Source organism: Nitrospiraceae bacterium (assembly GCA_035623075.1).
Lineage (GTDB): Bacteria > Nitrospirota > Nitrospiria > Nitrospirales > Nitrospiraceae > DASPUC01.
Genome location: DASPUC010000022.1, coordinates 87,134 through 102,004, shown reverse-complemented (window position 1 = coordinate 102,004; position 14,871 = coordinate 87,134). Strand labels below are relative to the sequence as shown.

Sequence of the window (14,871 nt, the reverse complement as noted above, 5' to 3'; positions counted from 1 at the left end):
AATACTTGCTGTGGCTCCCTTATGAGGACGTGGTCCAGCAAGCGATGACCTCTGTAATTGTGACTCACCATGACGATATGCCGGTTTGGTATTGGCTGTCGCTCAGAGAAAGTGCATCGGTAATGCCACGCGCCAGATATGTCGGAAAAGGGCAGTGTCCCTTGCAGATTCAAGGAGTTGGTCGGATTGGGGAAGGGGTGGCTTGGGAGCAAGCTGTCGCGTTACAGGACAGGACTGCTTTGCGCACTGTGGAATCTTTCAACATTGATGATAAAACACCGGAGACTGCAGGGGCACCGGAGTCAAGGAGAAGGAGGAGATAAGATCGGGGTACTTGAATGGTCTCGCTCTTGTGTAGGTAGTTGAGAAATTATCGTTTTCGCGCCGAGTTGATAAAGGCGGTTGGAATGGGCGCGCTTCCATTTCGCTACTGGTGGAGGAGGGTTTGGGAATGAGACTGATGTGCCCGGTGCTCTAACCGCCTGATCTTCCGTCTGGTTTGTCGATTAAACGAAGGAATCGAGGACCGATAAACTTCTGCTTGCTGCGGTAGGTCCTCTCGACTCTCTACTCTCCGTTGTTCTTTAGCACAAATTTAGCATGTCGACAGGGTGGATGACAGATTGCCAAATGGTTCTTACCGGGGCCCGTGCTATTGATTGGACGGTCTGTGCTGATTAAGGCTGTTGCCATAAACAATTCTCAATTTGATCCTGGCGCACCCCAGAAGACTAGTCCTTGTCTTCAGGGAAAACTGGCCCGATGACTGTCATGCTACCAAGTAAGCAGCGGATCAAGATTCCTGAAGCCCTGGCCCGTTCGACAATGACGGATGAATGATAGGGGATGGCAAGCGGGTTTCTTAACCATTGCTCCAGGGGACGGAAGTATTGTAGTGAGCTTCGATTTATCGCGGCCATGAGATTCACCGAGAGAGGGAATGTATGAGAGCTTGGCCAGGTCGTCCCTATCCACTGGGCGCTACGTGGGATGGCGAGGGGGTGAACTTCGCGCTGTTTTCGGAAAACGCGAGGGCGGTTGAGCTCTGTCTATTCGAGGGAGCGCGGGCTGTCGAAGAGAGCCATCGAATTTGGATCGAGGAACGTACCGATCAGGTCTGGCATCTCTACCTGCCGGAGGTGCGGCCCGGGCAGCATTATGGCTATCGGGTTCATGGCCCCTACGAGCCGGAAGCCGGGCATCGGTTCAATCCGGCCAAGCTCCTGTTGGATCCCTATGCCAAGGCGATTGCCGGAACGATTCAGTGGTCCGACGAGATGTTCGGCTATCGATTAGGCGATCCGCGAACGGACCTCTCGTGTGACCTAGGCAACAATGCGGGTTATGTCCCCAAGTGCGTCGTGCTCGATCAGTCCTTCACGTGGGGCGGAGACCGCTTACTCCGCACACCATGGGACAGGACCGTGATTTATGAAATGCACGTGAAGGGGTTTACCGCACGCCATCCGGATGTTCCGGAGAAGCTTCGCGGGACGTACGCCGGGCTTGTGACACCCGCGGCTATCGAACACCTTCAGCGATTGGGGATCACGGCGGTGGAATTGTTGCCGGTTCATCAATCCGTGGACGACAAGCACTTAGTCGACCGCGGACTCACCAACTATTGGGGGTACAATTCAATCGGATTTTTCGCTCCAGACATCCGCTACGCGACCTCGACGTCCGGGGGACAGCATGTGCAGGAATTCAAGACCATGGTGAAGACGTTGCACAGTGCTGGAATCGAAGTCATCCTCGACGTGGTGTACAACCACACCGCCGAGGGAAACCATCTCGGACCGACGCTCTCGCTTCGGGGGATCGACAACTCGTCATACTATCGCCTCGTGCCCGACCGGCCGCGCTACTACATGGACTACACCGGCTGCGGGAATACGTTGAACGTGCGTCATCCGCGAGTGCTTCAATTCATCATGGACAGTCTGCGCTATTGGGTGCTGGAAATGCACGTGGACGGCTTTCGATTTGACCTAGCATCCGCCCTGGCACGAGAGCTCCACGATGTCGATCGGCTGAGTAGCTTTTTCGACATCATTCATCAGGACCCGGTGCTGTCGCAGGTCAAGCTCATCGCCGAGCCGTGGGATCTCGGTGCAGGTGGATACCAGGTCGGGAACTTTCCTGTCGGCTGGGCCGAATGGAACGGGAGATATCGAGATACGATCCGTCGATACTGGAAGGGTGATGGTGGACAGGTGGCCGAACTGGCCAATCGTCTCTCAGGCAGCAGCGATCTCTATGAGACGAGTGGTCGCCGTCCCTACGCCAGCGTAAATTTCGTGACCGCGCACGACGGATTTACTCTAGAGGATCTCGTGTCCTATAACCAGAAACACAATGAAGCCAATGGGGAACAGAATCGTGATGGCACAGACGACAATTTAAGCTGGAACTGCGGCGCGGAAGGTCCGATCAATAATCCTCGTCTTGTTGAGCTGCGGGAGAGGCAAAAACGCAACATGTTGGTCACCCTGCTGCTCTCTCAAGGGATTCCGATGATCTGTGGAGGTGATGAAATCGGCCGCACGCAGCGCGGGAATAACAATGGCTACTGTCAGGACAACGACATCAGCTGGTTTGACTGGAAGCTCAGCAAAACTCAACAGGCTCTGTTCGATTTTACGAAAAGCCTGATCGCCTTACGACAGCGCCATCCGGTCTTTCGCCGGCGCCGTTTCTTTCAGGGCCGCCGAATCCGGGGTGCGGAGGTGAAGGATATTTCATGGTTTCGGCCCGACGGCAAGGAGATGACGGACGACGACTGGGCACAAGGTTACATTCGATGTCTGGGAATCAGGCTCGCCGGCGATGCGATTCAGGAGACCGATCCGAAAGGGCAGCCGATCGTGGATGAGACGTTCTTGGTGTTGCTGAATGCCCACTATGAGCCGCTGCCCTTCACCTTGCCTGCACATAAACGTGGGTTACGGTGGCAGCCGATACTGGATACGGCTGCGTCCCGCGATCGTCTCAAGGGAGTCAAGATTCTGAAGGCAGGCGAGGGTTACGATCTCGAGGCTCGATCGATTGCGGTCCTCCTCTTGCGGCAAAAGCCATTGTGAGAACGCTCGGATCAGCGATGATTTTGAAGTATCCTTCTGCCTTCGCCCTCGCCATGATCGCCTCAAGATGACCCCGCAGACCGTAGGCGTGGTACAGAACTTCAAGATCGCCCATCACTTCTCCCAGGACTGCCAGGAATGTGTCTCCCTGATCTTTGACCTGGCGCCTCAAGTGGGAGGCTTCGAGCGCCCGGCTCACTGCCAGTAGAAATGTCTCATCCTCGATCGGTTTGGAAAGAACATCATAGGCCCCGGCCTCAATGGCAGCATATGTGGCAACCTGAGTGCGCTGGTCCGTTAGAAGCAGAATCGGAGTGTCTGGACGGAACTTGTGTACGGCCCGCACGAAAGATTCCCCCGACAGCCGAGTCTGGTTCGCATCACAGATGATGACGGTATAGTCGGTCCCTCGGATCCATTCCAAGGCTCCGACCGTCGAGTCCGACATCTCCACCTCGACTTGTTGACGAAGTCGCAAGATCGAAGCCAGCGTCTTTTGCGCAAGTGGATCATCATCGATAATCAAAACAGGACCCTGAAACATGTGTGCGTTCCTCTCCTCAGAACACGTAGCTCGACTACAACACCGGTTGAGTGGACAAAACTAACGTCGGTTGATCATCATTGCCATTATACTCGACCTATCGTCAGTGATGGACAAGCGTCTTCAACCAATATTGAACCTGCGACCTGCTGGTGCAAAGCCTCTCGATTGGGCAGCGCGAGACAACCAGACGTTCATGGTTCCGGTACAGTGTCCGGACGCGACGGATTGCTATCGCGCCAGCATGCGTCGGAGGTACCGGACGCAGCCATCGATCGTTGTGAGCTCAGGGTAGTCCGATTCGGGAACATCGATCTGGAACTGCTTGTGCATGGCGACAATGAAGTTGAGGAAGTCGATAGAATCGATGTCCAGTTGATCGCGAAAACTGACATCCGGTTTCACTGACGCCAGATCTGTTTCCGGAGCGATCTCGCCAAGGAGGCGAAGAACAGTTTGTTTGAGTTCATCCTGCATAAGTGATCGATTCAGAGCCGCCCTGGTTCCTGTAGCAACCGATCGATGGCTGAGAGAAACAGCCCGCCCCGATGGCCGTCGGTCACGCGATGGTCGGCGGACAGGCTCGCGGTCACAACCGGTCTTGAAACGACCTGTCCCTCGACGACCCAGGGGCGTTCCACGATTTTCCCGAGGCCGACCAGGGCCACCTGCGGAGGATAGATCACACCGAAGACGGTTTCCACTCCCTGTTCGCCGAGGCTGGTGACCGTGATCGTTGGATCGGAGAGCTCCGAACTCCGCAATGTTCCTGCTCGGGCCCGCTTTACCACATCCAGAAACCGTTTCATCAGTTCGTCAAGACTGAGCTTGTCCGTGTGATGAATGGCCGGCGCAATAAGGCCTCCTTGCCGAAGGGACACTGCTACTCCAACATGGACGTCGGGGCTCTGAACAGCGGCGCTTCCTTTCCACAATCCATTCAGCTCCGGTACCTGCCGCAGAGCCAGGGCGACTGCCTTAATCAGTAAGACACCGTAGAGCAGCCGATCCGCTACCGATCGCTTGAGGTTTTCGTCTTTGAGCCAGTTCATGGTCCGGCCCATGTCGATGGTGGTGCTGAGGTAGTAATGGGGAATCTCGCGCTTCGATCTGGCCATCGCGGCGGCAATGGTCTGTCGCATCCGGGATTGTCTCTCAGCCGCTGTACCAGGCGCCTCGGCCATGGGCGAGGCGCTAGGGGCAAGGGGTTGCACTTGTTCTTCACCTCTCGTCTCTCGCCTCTTGCCACTCGCCTGTGCGGCCCGGAGCACGTCTTCGCGGACAATGGCTCCGTCCGGTCCGGTACCTCGAAGGGTCGATGGATCGATACCCAGTTCTGCCGCCAATTGTCTCGCGGCCGGCGAGACGCGAAGTCGTGCTGGCTCAGGTGCCGGAGACGGGATGGCCCTTCTCGCGACGGAAGGTGGAGCCTCCACGTGGGGCTTTATCGCAGCCTTGGCCTCGACCTCCACCTTTCCCGCCGGCCTTCCTTCCTCGCGGATGATCGCCATTACAGTGCCGACCGGAATCTTATCCCCAGGTCTTGTGATCAGTCTTTCGACGATGCCTGTATGAAAGGATTCGATCTCGATCGCGGCCTTCTCGGTATCCACTTCGGCAAGGATCTCGCCCTTGACCACCCGGTCACCAACCTTCTTTCTCCATTCGACCAGAGTCCCTTCAGTCATGTCTGATCCGAGAGTGGGCATTAGAAAGTCAGCCATGGTTCAAGCTCCGTGATGCGTGACGAGTAGAAGAAGATTCGATGACAAAGGGTAGAAGAACGCATCCGCGCATGAGCAGTTACACGCAAGCTGGTTCCTCAGATGGTCCGGCCGTAGCCGGAAGATCAGTCCCGGGTCGATCGAATATGCCGTGCTGGACCGTGATATCGCGAAAGACTTGCCGTTTCTTGATCCGCTGGCGTTCTCTTGAACTCAGCAAATCCGCGAGAGTCTTCACGGCATCCACCACAAACCTTCCCTTATTCAACATGACGCACTCGGCCCGCTGACCGGTAGCAGCATCGGTAATTTCAGCTCGTGCGGGCAACCCGCTTTTCGCCAAGCTTTCCAGCACCTGAGTGGCCCAGATCACCGGCACATGGGCGGCTTCACAAAGGCAGAGGATATCTTCCTGGACCAATGCCAGATGCTCAAAACCCACTTCGACCGCGAGGTCGCCGCGCGCAATCATCACGCCGAATCTCGGACGATCCAACCCGGCAAGGAGGAGCTGTGCCAACCGATGGATGGCTTCTCGAATCTCGATCTTAATGACAATTCCCAAATCTGAGCATCCAAGGCCCTCCAAGGCTTGGCGCAAATCTAATAGATCCTGAGGATGGTGTGCGAATGAGAGACCGACCGCCGTCGCATGACGGGCGACAAATTTAAGATCCTCCCGGTCTTGGGCTGTGAAGGCGGGAATGTCGAGGGGCGAGTCCGGAAAATTCAGGCCCTTCTCCGAACGAATGCGGGCCGGGACATCATATGGAGCGATGACTTCAAGTTCCAGGTGTGCCGGATGCAGATTCCGGACGATCGTCGTGATCTTGCCGTCATCGATACACACGCGATGACCCGGTTTCACCATTTCCAACACGGCGGGAAGAGTGCAACTGATTCCTGCCGGCTGTCCTGCGCGTGCTCCGTGGCCGAGACGAGTCGGCTCTCGGTAGAGAACCAATCGGTCTCCTGCCCGCACTCGAATGTCCATGGGTTGAGGCATGATCGGCCCGATTTGAAAACTCGCTCCGCCGGTCGTCACGAGCTCCATTCCTTCTTCGAGGTAGGCTGTCCTCTCCAACCCGACGCGAACCTTCGTGGGACTCACGCGTTCGAGCACATGGAAAACTCGTTCACGACCCCTGGTGTCGGTGAACCGGAGTTTTTCGGCGAGTATGAGGGCCGCGAGACCGCTTTGCCCGGGAAGTGCGATCACAAAGTTCCAAGGGAGGTCCGGTGAACGGAACCGTTGGGATTGCAAGGCTTCTGTGTCAAGAAATCCTTCCAAGATACGAGACGGCCGTCCGTAGGCATCTTTCTCCACAGTGAGCTTGAGTGGCCTGGTCGTGGGCATCAATGGTCCGGTCCGGACCTTCGGTCCGGCAAGATCCATGAACACGCGGCAGCGGCGTCCGATCGCTCGTCCTCGGCTCGCTAACCGTTCCTCTGCATCCCGTACCGAAGCAATGATCATCGCCCATTCATGAGCCGTGTCATGGGCACAATTGACCCTGGCGATATCCATCCCTTCCACGAGAAGTTGCTCGAGCAGTTCAGGTTGCCTGACGACGTCGGGGTCCAGTGTCACCATGATACGGGTGTGGCGACGCGGACGAGGCCGACCCAATAGCGCGGTGCTACGCCGCGAGAGGATGGACTCTGCCTGTGCAAAGTCGGGAAGCATAAGAGGAGTGTCCGTCGGTTCGATCCCCACATGCTGTGCGACCTTCCGGAGGCTATGGAGTACCGAACCCTCGAGCCTTCCCAGCGAAGACAGCCCGCGTCCGGCCAGTTCGAGTTGAAGATCTTGAAGGTCATGCTCGCGCAGCGCCAGGTAAGCGAGGAGATTGTCACAACTGCATTGCGCGTCAGGGTCCGCAAAATGGAACTTGGCTCGAGCCTCAGCGGCCTTCTGTTGAACATCCTGCAAGAGGTCGCCGAGTTCCTGCCGGAGCGAGTCGGGCTCAGCGTCCTGGCGGTTCTCCGAAAACGGACTCATGATCCCTCAATTCGTTTCTCGATAGGGGGCTATTCATCTCGGCCTCGAAACATGTTTCTAACAGTCAGCACGATCTTCTCAGACTGAGGAAGTGCCGCGTCTTCCAAGTGTTTGGCGTAGGGAATCGGAACTTCGACGCTACACACGCGGGCCACCGGGCCATCGAGATCGTAAAAGGCCCCTTCCATGATCTGCGCACTGATCTCCGCGGCGAAACTTCCTGTACGCCAGCCTTCATCGATGATGACGGCCCGGTGGGTCCTACTCACGGAGGCGAGAATCGTCGCCCGGTCGAGCGGGCGGAGCACGCGAAGATCGATGACGTCGGCTTCGATTCCTTCCGCGGCAAGGGTGTCGGCTGCCTGCAGCGCTTTCCATAATGAGCCGCCGAACGTGATCAGGCTCACGTCTTTCCCTCGGCGGCGTATAGCTGCGTTCACAATATCGACGGGGAGCGCCCGTTCATCGAGCTCCCCTTCCATAGGGTACAGATAGGCATGCTCGAAGATGAAGACGGGGTCCGGTTCCTTCAAGGCGGTCAAGATCATGCTTCGTGCATCGGTCACGGTCGCAGGGGCGAGGACCTTGATACCCGGAATGTGCGCGTACCACCCTTCGAGACTGTGAGAGTGTTGTGCGGCGACTTGCCGTCCGGCTCCTGTGGCCATGCGCACGACCAAGGGAATGCTGAACTGTCCGCCGGACATGTGACGAATCGTCGCGGCATTGTTGACGATCTGATCCAGCGCCAGCAAACTGAAGTTCACTGTCATCACTTCGACGATGGGTCGCATGCCTCCCAGTGCCGCACCGATGCCGGCACCGACAAAGGTGGATTCGGATAGAGGCGTGTCGCGAATACGCGCAGGGCCGAACTCCTCTAAGAATCCCTTGGTGCAGGCGTAAGTCCCACCGTAACGCCCGACATCCTCTCCCATGAGAAAGACGAGCGGGTTGTTCTGCAATGCCTCGCGGAGTCCGGCACGAACAGCTTCACGGTAGGTGATCTTCATACGAAGACTCCGGCTAGAGGCAAGGGGCGAGAGGTCTGATCATTTGCCCCTCGCCTCGCACCTCTAGCCTGCCGGCTTCGCCGGCGTATACACATCCTTCGTCAAATCTTCTAAGGGCTCCCATGGCCCCGCTTCGGCGAAGGCCATGGCTTCGGCAATTTCGTCCGCAATGGTGGACTCCATCTTCTGCAGATCGGCGTCCTCTAGGGCACCTTGTGCGCGAAGCTGTTGTTCGAACAGGGCAATGGGGTCCCGCTGCTTCCACTGGGCGACTTCGTCCTTGGTTCGATACAGTTCGGCGTCGTACATCGAGTGAGCTCGGAAACGGTACGTGCGGTACTCGATGAAGTAGGGACCACCGCCGTGCCGCACGAGCTCGACGGCTTTTTTGGTCGCTGATTCCACGGCAAGGACGTCCATCCCGTCCACCGCTTCGGCCGGAATGGCGTAGGCATCGGCTTTCCGGGCGATATCGGTCTGCGATTGATGCCGGCCCAGCGCCGTGCCCATCGCATAAAGATTGTTTTCGCAGAGGAAGAGCACCGGCAGTTTCCAGAGCGCAGCCAGATTCATCGACTCGTGGAACTCGCCTTCCGCCACGGCTCCATCACCAAAATAGCAAGCGGTGACCCCCCCTTTATTCCCCCACTTATGAAGGGAGGGAGACAGGGGGGCGAGCTTCTGCGCGAGCGCCAACCCGACGGCGATCGGCAAGCCCCCTCCCACGATCGCGAGTCCTCCGTAGAAGCGGCGCGATGCGTCGAAGAAATGCATCGACCCGCCCCGCCCCCGCGCACAGCCGGTTGCCTTCCCGTAGAGCTCGGCCATCAATGGCCCCATCGGGGTGCCACGGACGAGCGAGTGGCCGTGCTCGCGGTAGGTCGCCACGATGGCGTCATCCGGCGTGAATGCCGGTATGGATCCGACGGCCACCGCTTCTTCTCCGATGTAGAGGTGGAGAAACCCCCGGATCTTTCCGAGGCTATATAGTTCCGCACACTTTTCCTCGAAGCGGCGGATTCGGAGCATCTGGTGGATCAGCGCTAATCCGTGATCGCGATCGACAACGGCGTCCATGTCTTCTCCATACAGCACCGAGCTGTCAGCTATCAGCGTTCAGCTCTCAATGAACTCTCTCTCCGAGGCTAACTGCTGGAAGCTTACAGCTAAATGCTTACCCTTCCAACGTCGAGGTATCACCTTCTGGCAATCCCAATTCTCTGGCTTTCAACAGTCGCCGCATGATCTTGCCGCTCCGCGTCTTCGGCAGGGTCGGCAGGAACGTAATTTCTTTGGGTGCCACGACGGCACCGAGACGGGCACGTGCGAACCCGAGCAATTCGCGGCGGAGGGAGTCGCTGGCCTCGTATCCCTCCTTGAGCGACACAAACGCCTTTACCACTTCCAACGCAACCGGATCCGGTTTGCCGATGACACCGGCTTCCGCGACGGCCTTGTGTTCCATGAGAATGCTTTCCACTTCGAACGGGCCGATCAAATGGCCGGATGTCTTGATGACATCGTCCGCCCGGCCGACGAACCAGTAGTAACCATCCTCATCGCGTTTGGCGAGGTCGCCCGTCAGGTACCAGCCATCGGCGAAACATTTCCGATAGCGTTCCGGCTCATTCCAGTATCCGCGAAACATGGAAGGCCATCCGGGACGAAGGGCCAACTCACCCTGTTCCCCAGGTTTCTCGATCACTTCGACCGCGCCCGAGCTGATCTTCCGCACAATGGCGGCCTCGATGCCGGGCAGCGGTCGGCCCATCGAACCGGGACGAATGTCCATCGCGGCATAGTTGGCGATCATGATCCCGCCGGTTTCAGTCTGCCACCAGTTATCATGGAACGGTTGTCCGAACGCCTCCTGCCCCCAGACGACGGCCTCCGGATTGAGCGGTTCGCCCACGCTGGCGAGAAAGCGGAGATGACGGAGATCGTACTTGCGGACGAGCTCGGCGCCGCCTTTCATCATCATGCGAATGGCTGTGGGGGCTGTATACCAGATCGAAACCCGTTGGTCCTGCAAGATGCGATACCACCGTTCGGCTTCGAACTCCGCTTCATCGACGATACTGGTGATGCCGCTGGTCAGGGGGGCGATGATCCCGTACGAAGTGCCAGTTACCCAACCGGGGTCCGCCGTGCACCAGAATACGTCTTTCTCATGGAAGTCCAGCGCGTACTTGCCGGTCATGTGGTGAGCGACCACTGCTTGGTGGACGTGAATGGCGCCTTTCGGCGTCCCGGTGGTTCCGCTCGTAAAATGAAGCAGCGCCACGTCCTCCGGATCGGTCGGACCGATCGTATAGGACGAACTCGTCCGGTCCATCAGGCTGTGAAAATCAGCCGTGCCCGGGATGGAGGTGGGCTGTCGATCCTCAGCGACGAGTAACACGTGTTCAAGGGTTGGTATGGCGGCGTGAATCGCGGCGACTTTCCGCTGGTAGAGTCCGACCGTGGTTACCAAGACCTTCGCTTGGCCGATGGTCAGACGCGTACGAATCGGATCCGGACCGAAGGCGGAGAACAACGGGCAGAAGATGCTTCGATTCTTCAGGGTCCCAAGCGCGGTGAGGTACAACTCGGGAATGCGTCCGGTGAGGGCAAACACGCGATCGCCTTTTCCCACCCCTAGCTGCGTGAGCACGTTCGCAAAGCGATTCGTCGACTCTTTTAACCGGCGGTACGAATAGTCCTCGATGGTCCCGTCCTTACCGAGCCATCTGAGCGCCAGGTGTGACGCCGACGGTCCGTTGGCATGGCGATCGACCGCTACATGTGCGATGTTCAGACCCTGACTGGCCGAAAGTCCCTCCAATTGCTGTTGAGCCTCTTTCCATGAAAAGTGCGAATAAACCGTCTGATAATCATGGAGATTCGGCACGATGTCCCAGTCTCGACGAGACTTGATGATGGTCGACCACAGCACAGCCCGTCCCTCCATGAGCACGAGTTCTGCAAGGTAGAGACCATGGGGTGCCGACCTGGAATGGCACAATTCTCTTGTGAATCCAGCGGTGTCCGAACTCCACTGTGCTCGTAAGAGCAGGATTGTCTGTGGCAGAAGTCATCAGCGCAGGAACGGCCCCGGTGGAAAATCGCGCCAGCGCGCCGATAAAAGTGGTGATTATGGGAGCGGCTGGCCGGGACTTCCACAACTTCAACGTCTTCTTTCGGGCGAACCCCAGGTATAACGTCGTTGCCTTCACTGCCGCTCAGATTCCAAACATCGCCGGGCGCAACTATCCTCATGAGCTAGCGGGGCCGCTCTACCCGAGCGGCATTCCGATCGTGCCGGAAGACGACTTGGAGTCCGTGATCGTGAAGCATGACGTCGATCAAGTCATCTTTGCTTACAGCGACGTGTCTCACGAAGAGGTCATGCACCGCGCGTCTCGTGCCCTGGCAGCCGGAGCAGACTTCCGTCTCTTGGGCCCCGGTTCGACGATGCTTCGGTCACGAAAGCCGGTCGTATCCATCTGCGCAGTCCGGACGGGAGCAGGGAAGAGTCCGGCCGCTAGAAAGCTTGCCGCATGGTTGAGAGAGCAGGGGCGTCGGATTGCGGTCATTCGTCACCCGATGCCCTATGGGGACTTGGCGCAGCAGGCGGTTCAACGGTTCGCCAATCTGGATGATCTCCAGAAGGCACGCTGCACCATTGAAGAACGGGAAGAGTACGAGCCACACATCAGTCGGGGCGACGTCGTGTTCGCCGGAGTGGACTATGAACGCATTCTCCGTCAGGCTGAATCAGAGGCCGATGTGATCATCTGGGACGGAGGTAATAACGACATCCCCTTTTTCGAGTCGGATTTGGAAATCGTTCTCGTGGACCCGCACCGGGCCGGTCACGAGCGAAGCTACTTTCCCGGAGAGGTCAACCTGCTCCGTGCTGATGTGATCGTCATCACCAAGGTGGATACAGCTGACCCTGCGAAGGTCGAATCAGTTCGCCGGACGATCAGATCCGCCAATCCGAGCGCGCAGATCATCGAATCGACGATGCCGCTGACAGTGGACGATGCCTCGGCGATACTTGGAAAGCGTGTGCTCGTCATCGAAGACGGTCCGACAGTCACCCATGGCGGGATGGCCTATGGTGCCGGCGTGCTAGCAGCCCAGAAGTATGGAGCGGCTGTCTTAAGCGATCCGCGACCGTCTGCGGTCGGCAGCATCCGCGAGACCTTTCGAGCCAACCCACATCTGGATTGCCTCCTGCCCGCGATGGGCTATGGAGCAGAGCAAATTCGCGAACTCGAACAGACGATCAATCGGGTGGACTGTGATCTCGTGCTGATCGCCACCCCAGTGGATTTGCGCCGGCTGATCACCATCAAGCCGCCAAGCTGCCGAGTCCGCTATGAATTTCACGAGGCTAGCGGGAGACTCAAGGAGCTTCTCTTCGGGGCAGTAAAAAAGGCAATGCGGGCATGAATCCTTTTCGGGGATTGTGTCTCACATGGATAACCCAATACTTCAGCAAGGAGGAGGTGTGTCTTTATGGTCAGGATCTCAAAGACGTCCGTTGCTCACCAATCGGATCGCGCCGACCATTGTCATCGCTGCGGAGGGCTTATGGTGCCGGAGCGAGTTTTCGAAATCGGTTCGATCGATTGGCGCTGTGTGAGTTGCGGCGAGCGGATCGACCCGGTCATTCTCGCCCATCGCAAGCAGGAACTCGCACGTGCAGAAGCCGAAAAGCTGTTCGTCGGCCATGGGAAACCCCGCCTGAGTTAAAGCTCGCCCCCGATAGAACGCGGGGGCGTCGGTGCCTTCCGCCCATATCGTGCCAGCCTCGAGTTCCGTTGAGCAGACTGGTGTGTCAACGGGCAGATAACTGTCCGAAAGGACCGGGTCTGCCATGCGGATGATGCTCTATCATCTGGGCGGTAGCCTGCAGGGCAAGACTCAACAGTTCGAGACCGACAGGGTCACATTCGGAACCGATGAAGGCTGTGGCGTTCGGTTCGATGTGTCACGTGACACCTCGGTGCAGCCCATTCACGCGGATCTTGCCGTCGAACACGGCGTCCCGGTTCTTCGCGATCGAACAGGTCAGCGCCTCGTGTTCGTGAACGGTCTCAGACAGGCGGAAGCCGGGTTACGAGACGGCGATCTCATCCAGTTCGGAGAGTCTGGTCCTGAAGTCCGCTTCCGGCTGCCACCAGATGGTGTTCCGACGTCCAAACCGCTGAAGACCATCATGGCGGACAGCCGCGATATCCTGGTCCGAACTCCCCATCCGCGCTATCTGTCACCCTTCTACCTGGCCCGCCACATCCTTGGCGAGATCATGATCCATGCATCGCCTCTCGTCAGGATTGTGGTCGGAGCTGTCTTGCTTGCGCCTGTGATCCTCATCCTGTGGCTCGGCGTCGCACTGTATCTTCAGCAGCAGGCCGGCGTGGCCACACAGCGGCAGATGGTCGAGTTGCTGCGTCAATTGGAAATCAAGCGGGTCACGCAGGCTGAATTGGAACGACGTGTGGAACATGAGCGGCAAGAGGCGGCTGAGCCCCGACGACAGGGAGAAGAACAGATTGCCACACTGACGGCCAAACTGAAGGCCCAAGAAGCCGCACGGGAGTCCCAACGTGAGATTGAAGCGATCCGCCAGCAGCTCAGTGCCATTCGCCAGTCGCAGGGCTTCGCGGAAGATATCGCGCGTCGCTTCGGAGGAAGCATCGGATTGCTGCAAGGCGGATACGGATTCAAGGAAAAGACCACCGGCCGTCCGCTGCGGTATCAAGGACTCGACCAGCTCGGCAACCCGTTTGTGGACAAGGATGGAAATGCACTGGTCACATTGGAAGGCATTGGCCCTCCCGTGATGATTTACTTTGCCGGCACGGCGTTCCTCGTGGATCGTGTCGGGACCGTCGTGACGAATCGTCATATCGTGCGGATGTGGGAAGTGTTCGAGCCGGCTCAACAAGTGATGGCAGCGGGATTCGAACCGGAGCTGACGCTCCTGAGGTTGTTCCTTCCGGAGGAGGAAACGCCGTACCGCCTCAGCGAAGTCACGATCTCCGACCGGGCCGACATCGCCATCCTGCGCACCGATCGCCCTCCTAAGGCCGGCAATCCGGTGACACTGGCCGGTGATGACTCCCCGCGAATCGGGGAGCCGGTGATCATGCTCAGCTATCCCGGTACTGCGGATACCCTGCTCGCGCGGGTCGTCCCTGCGACCAGTCGAGAAATCCTTGCCAAAGCCGGTAATGACTCTGTCAGCTTGGTTGACGAACTCGCGCTGAGGAAGTTGATCCGGCCTTTGGCCACACAGGGACACATCTCCGATGTCACGCCGGAACTGATCACGTATGAAGCGGTTTCTGCGACCGGCAGCAGCGGCGCGCCGATTTTCAATCGGGCAGGGAAGGTCATCGGTGTCAACCAGGCGATGTTGCAACGAATCGGCGGGGTCCACTTCGCACTGCCGGTTCGGTTCGTGAACGAGCTGATCGGTTCACCGGTGCGTCGGAAGCCATGAACCGAG

The 14,871-nt window shown here is 58.0% G+C and carries 11 protein-coding genes; 4 read left to right on the top strand and 7 right to left on the bottom strand.

From position 1 onward, the window contains the following. The first annotated feature begins 944 nt into the window (after positions 1-944). On the top strand, positions 945-3,083 hold the full coding sequence (glgX, locus tag VEI50_05245) for a glycogen debranching protein GlgX (GenBank protein HXX74510.1): 2,139 nt from the start codon (positions 945-947) through the stop codon (positions 3,081-3,083). On the opposite strand, the gene VEI50_05240 is transcribed toward glgX, so the two are convergent. The 7 genes from VEI50_05240 to acsA form a co-directional block, all read right to left on the bottom strand. Beyond that, positions 3,001-3,627, bottom strand: a complete 627-nt coding sequence (locus tag VEI50_05240) for a response regulator (GenBank protein ID HXX74509.1) — start codon at positions 3,625-3,627, stop codon at positions 3,001-3,003. The two genes, glgX and VEI50_05240, sit on opposite strands and share 83 nt — an antisense overlap. Positions 3,628-3,858: 231 nt before the next feature. Continuing rightward, on the bottom strand, positions 3,859-4,104 hold the full coding sequence (locus VEI50_05235) for a phosphopantetheine-binding protein (protein ID HXX74508.1): 246 nt from the start codon (positions 4,102-4,104) through the stop codon (positions 3,859-3,861). 11 nt (positions 4,105-4,115) lie between these two features. Beyond that, positions 4,116-5,351, bottom strand: a complete 1,236-nt coding sequence (locus tag VEI50_05230) for a dihydrolipoamide acetyltransferase family protein (protein ID HXX74507.1) — start codon at positions 5,349-5,351, stop codon at positions 4,116-4,118. A 79-nt stretch (positions 5,352-5,430) separates the two neighbouring features. Next, positions 5,431-7,353: a pyruvate kinase gene (locus VEI50_05225; protein HXX74506.1), complete on the bottom strand. Its 1,923-nt coding sequence runs from the start codon at positions 7,351-7,353 to the stop codon at positions 5,431-5,433. A 29-nt stretch (positions 7,354-7,382) separates the two neighbouring features. Beyond that, positions 7,383-8,366, bottom strand: coding sequence for an alpha-ketoacid dehydrogenase subunit beta (locus VEI50_05220; GenBank protein ID HXX74505.1), 984 nt, complete (start codon positions 8,364-8,366; stop codon positions 7,383-7,385). 63 nt (positions 8,367-8,429) lie between these two features. Continuing rightward, positions 8,430-9,443 carry a pyruvate dehydrogenase (acetyl-transferring) E1 component subunit alpha gene (pdhA, locus tag VEI50_05215; protein ID HXX74504.1) on the bottom strand — a complete coding sequence of 338 codons (1,014 nt, stop codon included), beginning with the start codon at positions 9,441-9,443 and terminating at the stop codon, positions 8,430-8,432. A gap of 97 nt (positions 9,444-9,540) precedes the next feature. After that, positions 9,541-11,301: an acetate--CoA ligase gene (gene acsA / locus VEI50_05210; GenBank protein HXX74503.1), complete on the bottom strand. Its 1,761-nt coding sequence runs from the start codon at positions 11,299-11,301 to the stop codon at positions 9,541-9,543. A gap of 128 nt (positions 11,302-11,429) precedes the next feature. On the opposite strand from acsA, the gene VEI50_05205 reads away from it, so the two are divergent. From VEI50_05205 to VEI50_05195, 3 genes are all read left to right on the top strand, one after another. Then, the gene (locus tag VEI50_05205) at positions 11,430-12,806 is read left to right on the top strand and encodes a cyclic 2,3-diphosphoglycerate synthase (protein HXX74502.1); all 1,377 of its coding nucleotides are present in this window, start codon (positions 11,430-11,432) and stop codon (positions 12,804-12,806) included. 66 nt (positions 12,807-12,872) lie between these two features. Beyond that, entirely contained in the window at positions 12,873-13,109 is a 237-nt protein-coding gene (locus tag VEI50_05200; GenBank protein HXX74501.1) for a hypothetical protein, read from the top strand. Between the two features lie 124 nt (positions 13,110-13,233). Beyond that, positions 13,234-14,865 carry a trypsin-like peptidase domain-containing protein gene (locus VEI50_05195; GenBank protein ID HXX74500.1) on the top strand — a complete coding sequence of 544 codons (1,632 nt, stop codon included), beginning with the start codon at positions 13,234-13,236 and terminating at the stop codon, positions 14,863-14,865. Positions 14,866-14,871 lie beyond the last annotated feature (6 nt).

Coding starts and splice junctions, on each gene's coding strand:
- glgX (HXX74510.1), top strand. CDS start 945: ATGAGAGCTTGGCCAGGTCGTCCCTATCCACTGGGCGCTACGTGGGAT.
- VEI50_05240 (HXX74509.1), bottom strand. CDS start 3,627: ATGTTTCAGGGTCCTGTTTTGATTATCGATGATGATCCACTTGCGCAA.
- VEI50_05235 (HXX74508.1), bottom strand. CDS start 4,104: ATGCAGGATGAACTCAAACAAACTGTTCTTCGCCTCCTTGGCGAGATC.
- VEI50_05230 (HXX74507.1), bottom strand. CDS start 5,351: ATGGCTGACTTTCTAATGCCCACTCTCGGATCAGACATGACTGAAGGG.
- VEI50_05225 (HXX74506.1), bottom strand. CDS start 7,353: ATGAGTCCGTTTTCGGAGAACCGCCAGGACGCTGAGCCCGACTCGCTC.
- VEI50_05220 (HXX74505.1), bottom strand. CDS start 8,366: ATGAAGATCACCTACCGTGAAGCTGTTCGTGCCGGACTCCGCGAGGCA.
- pdhA (HXX74504.1), bottom strand. CDS start 9,443: ATGGACGCCGTTGTCGATCGCGATCACGGATTAGCGCTGATCCACCAG.
- VEI50_05200 (HXX74501.1), top strand. CDS start 12,873: ATGGTCAGGATCTCAAAGACGTCCGTTGCTCACCAATCGGATCGCGCC.
- VEI50_05195 (HXX74500.1), top strand. CDS start 13,234: ATGCGGATGATGCTCTATCATCTGGGCGGTAGCCTGCAGGGCAAGACT.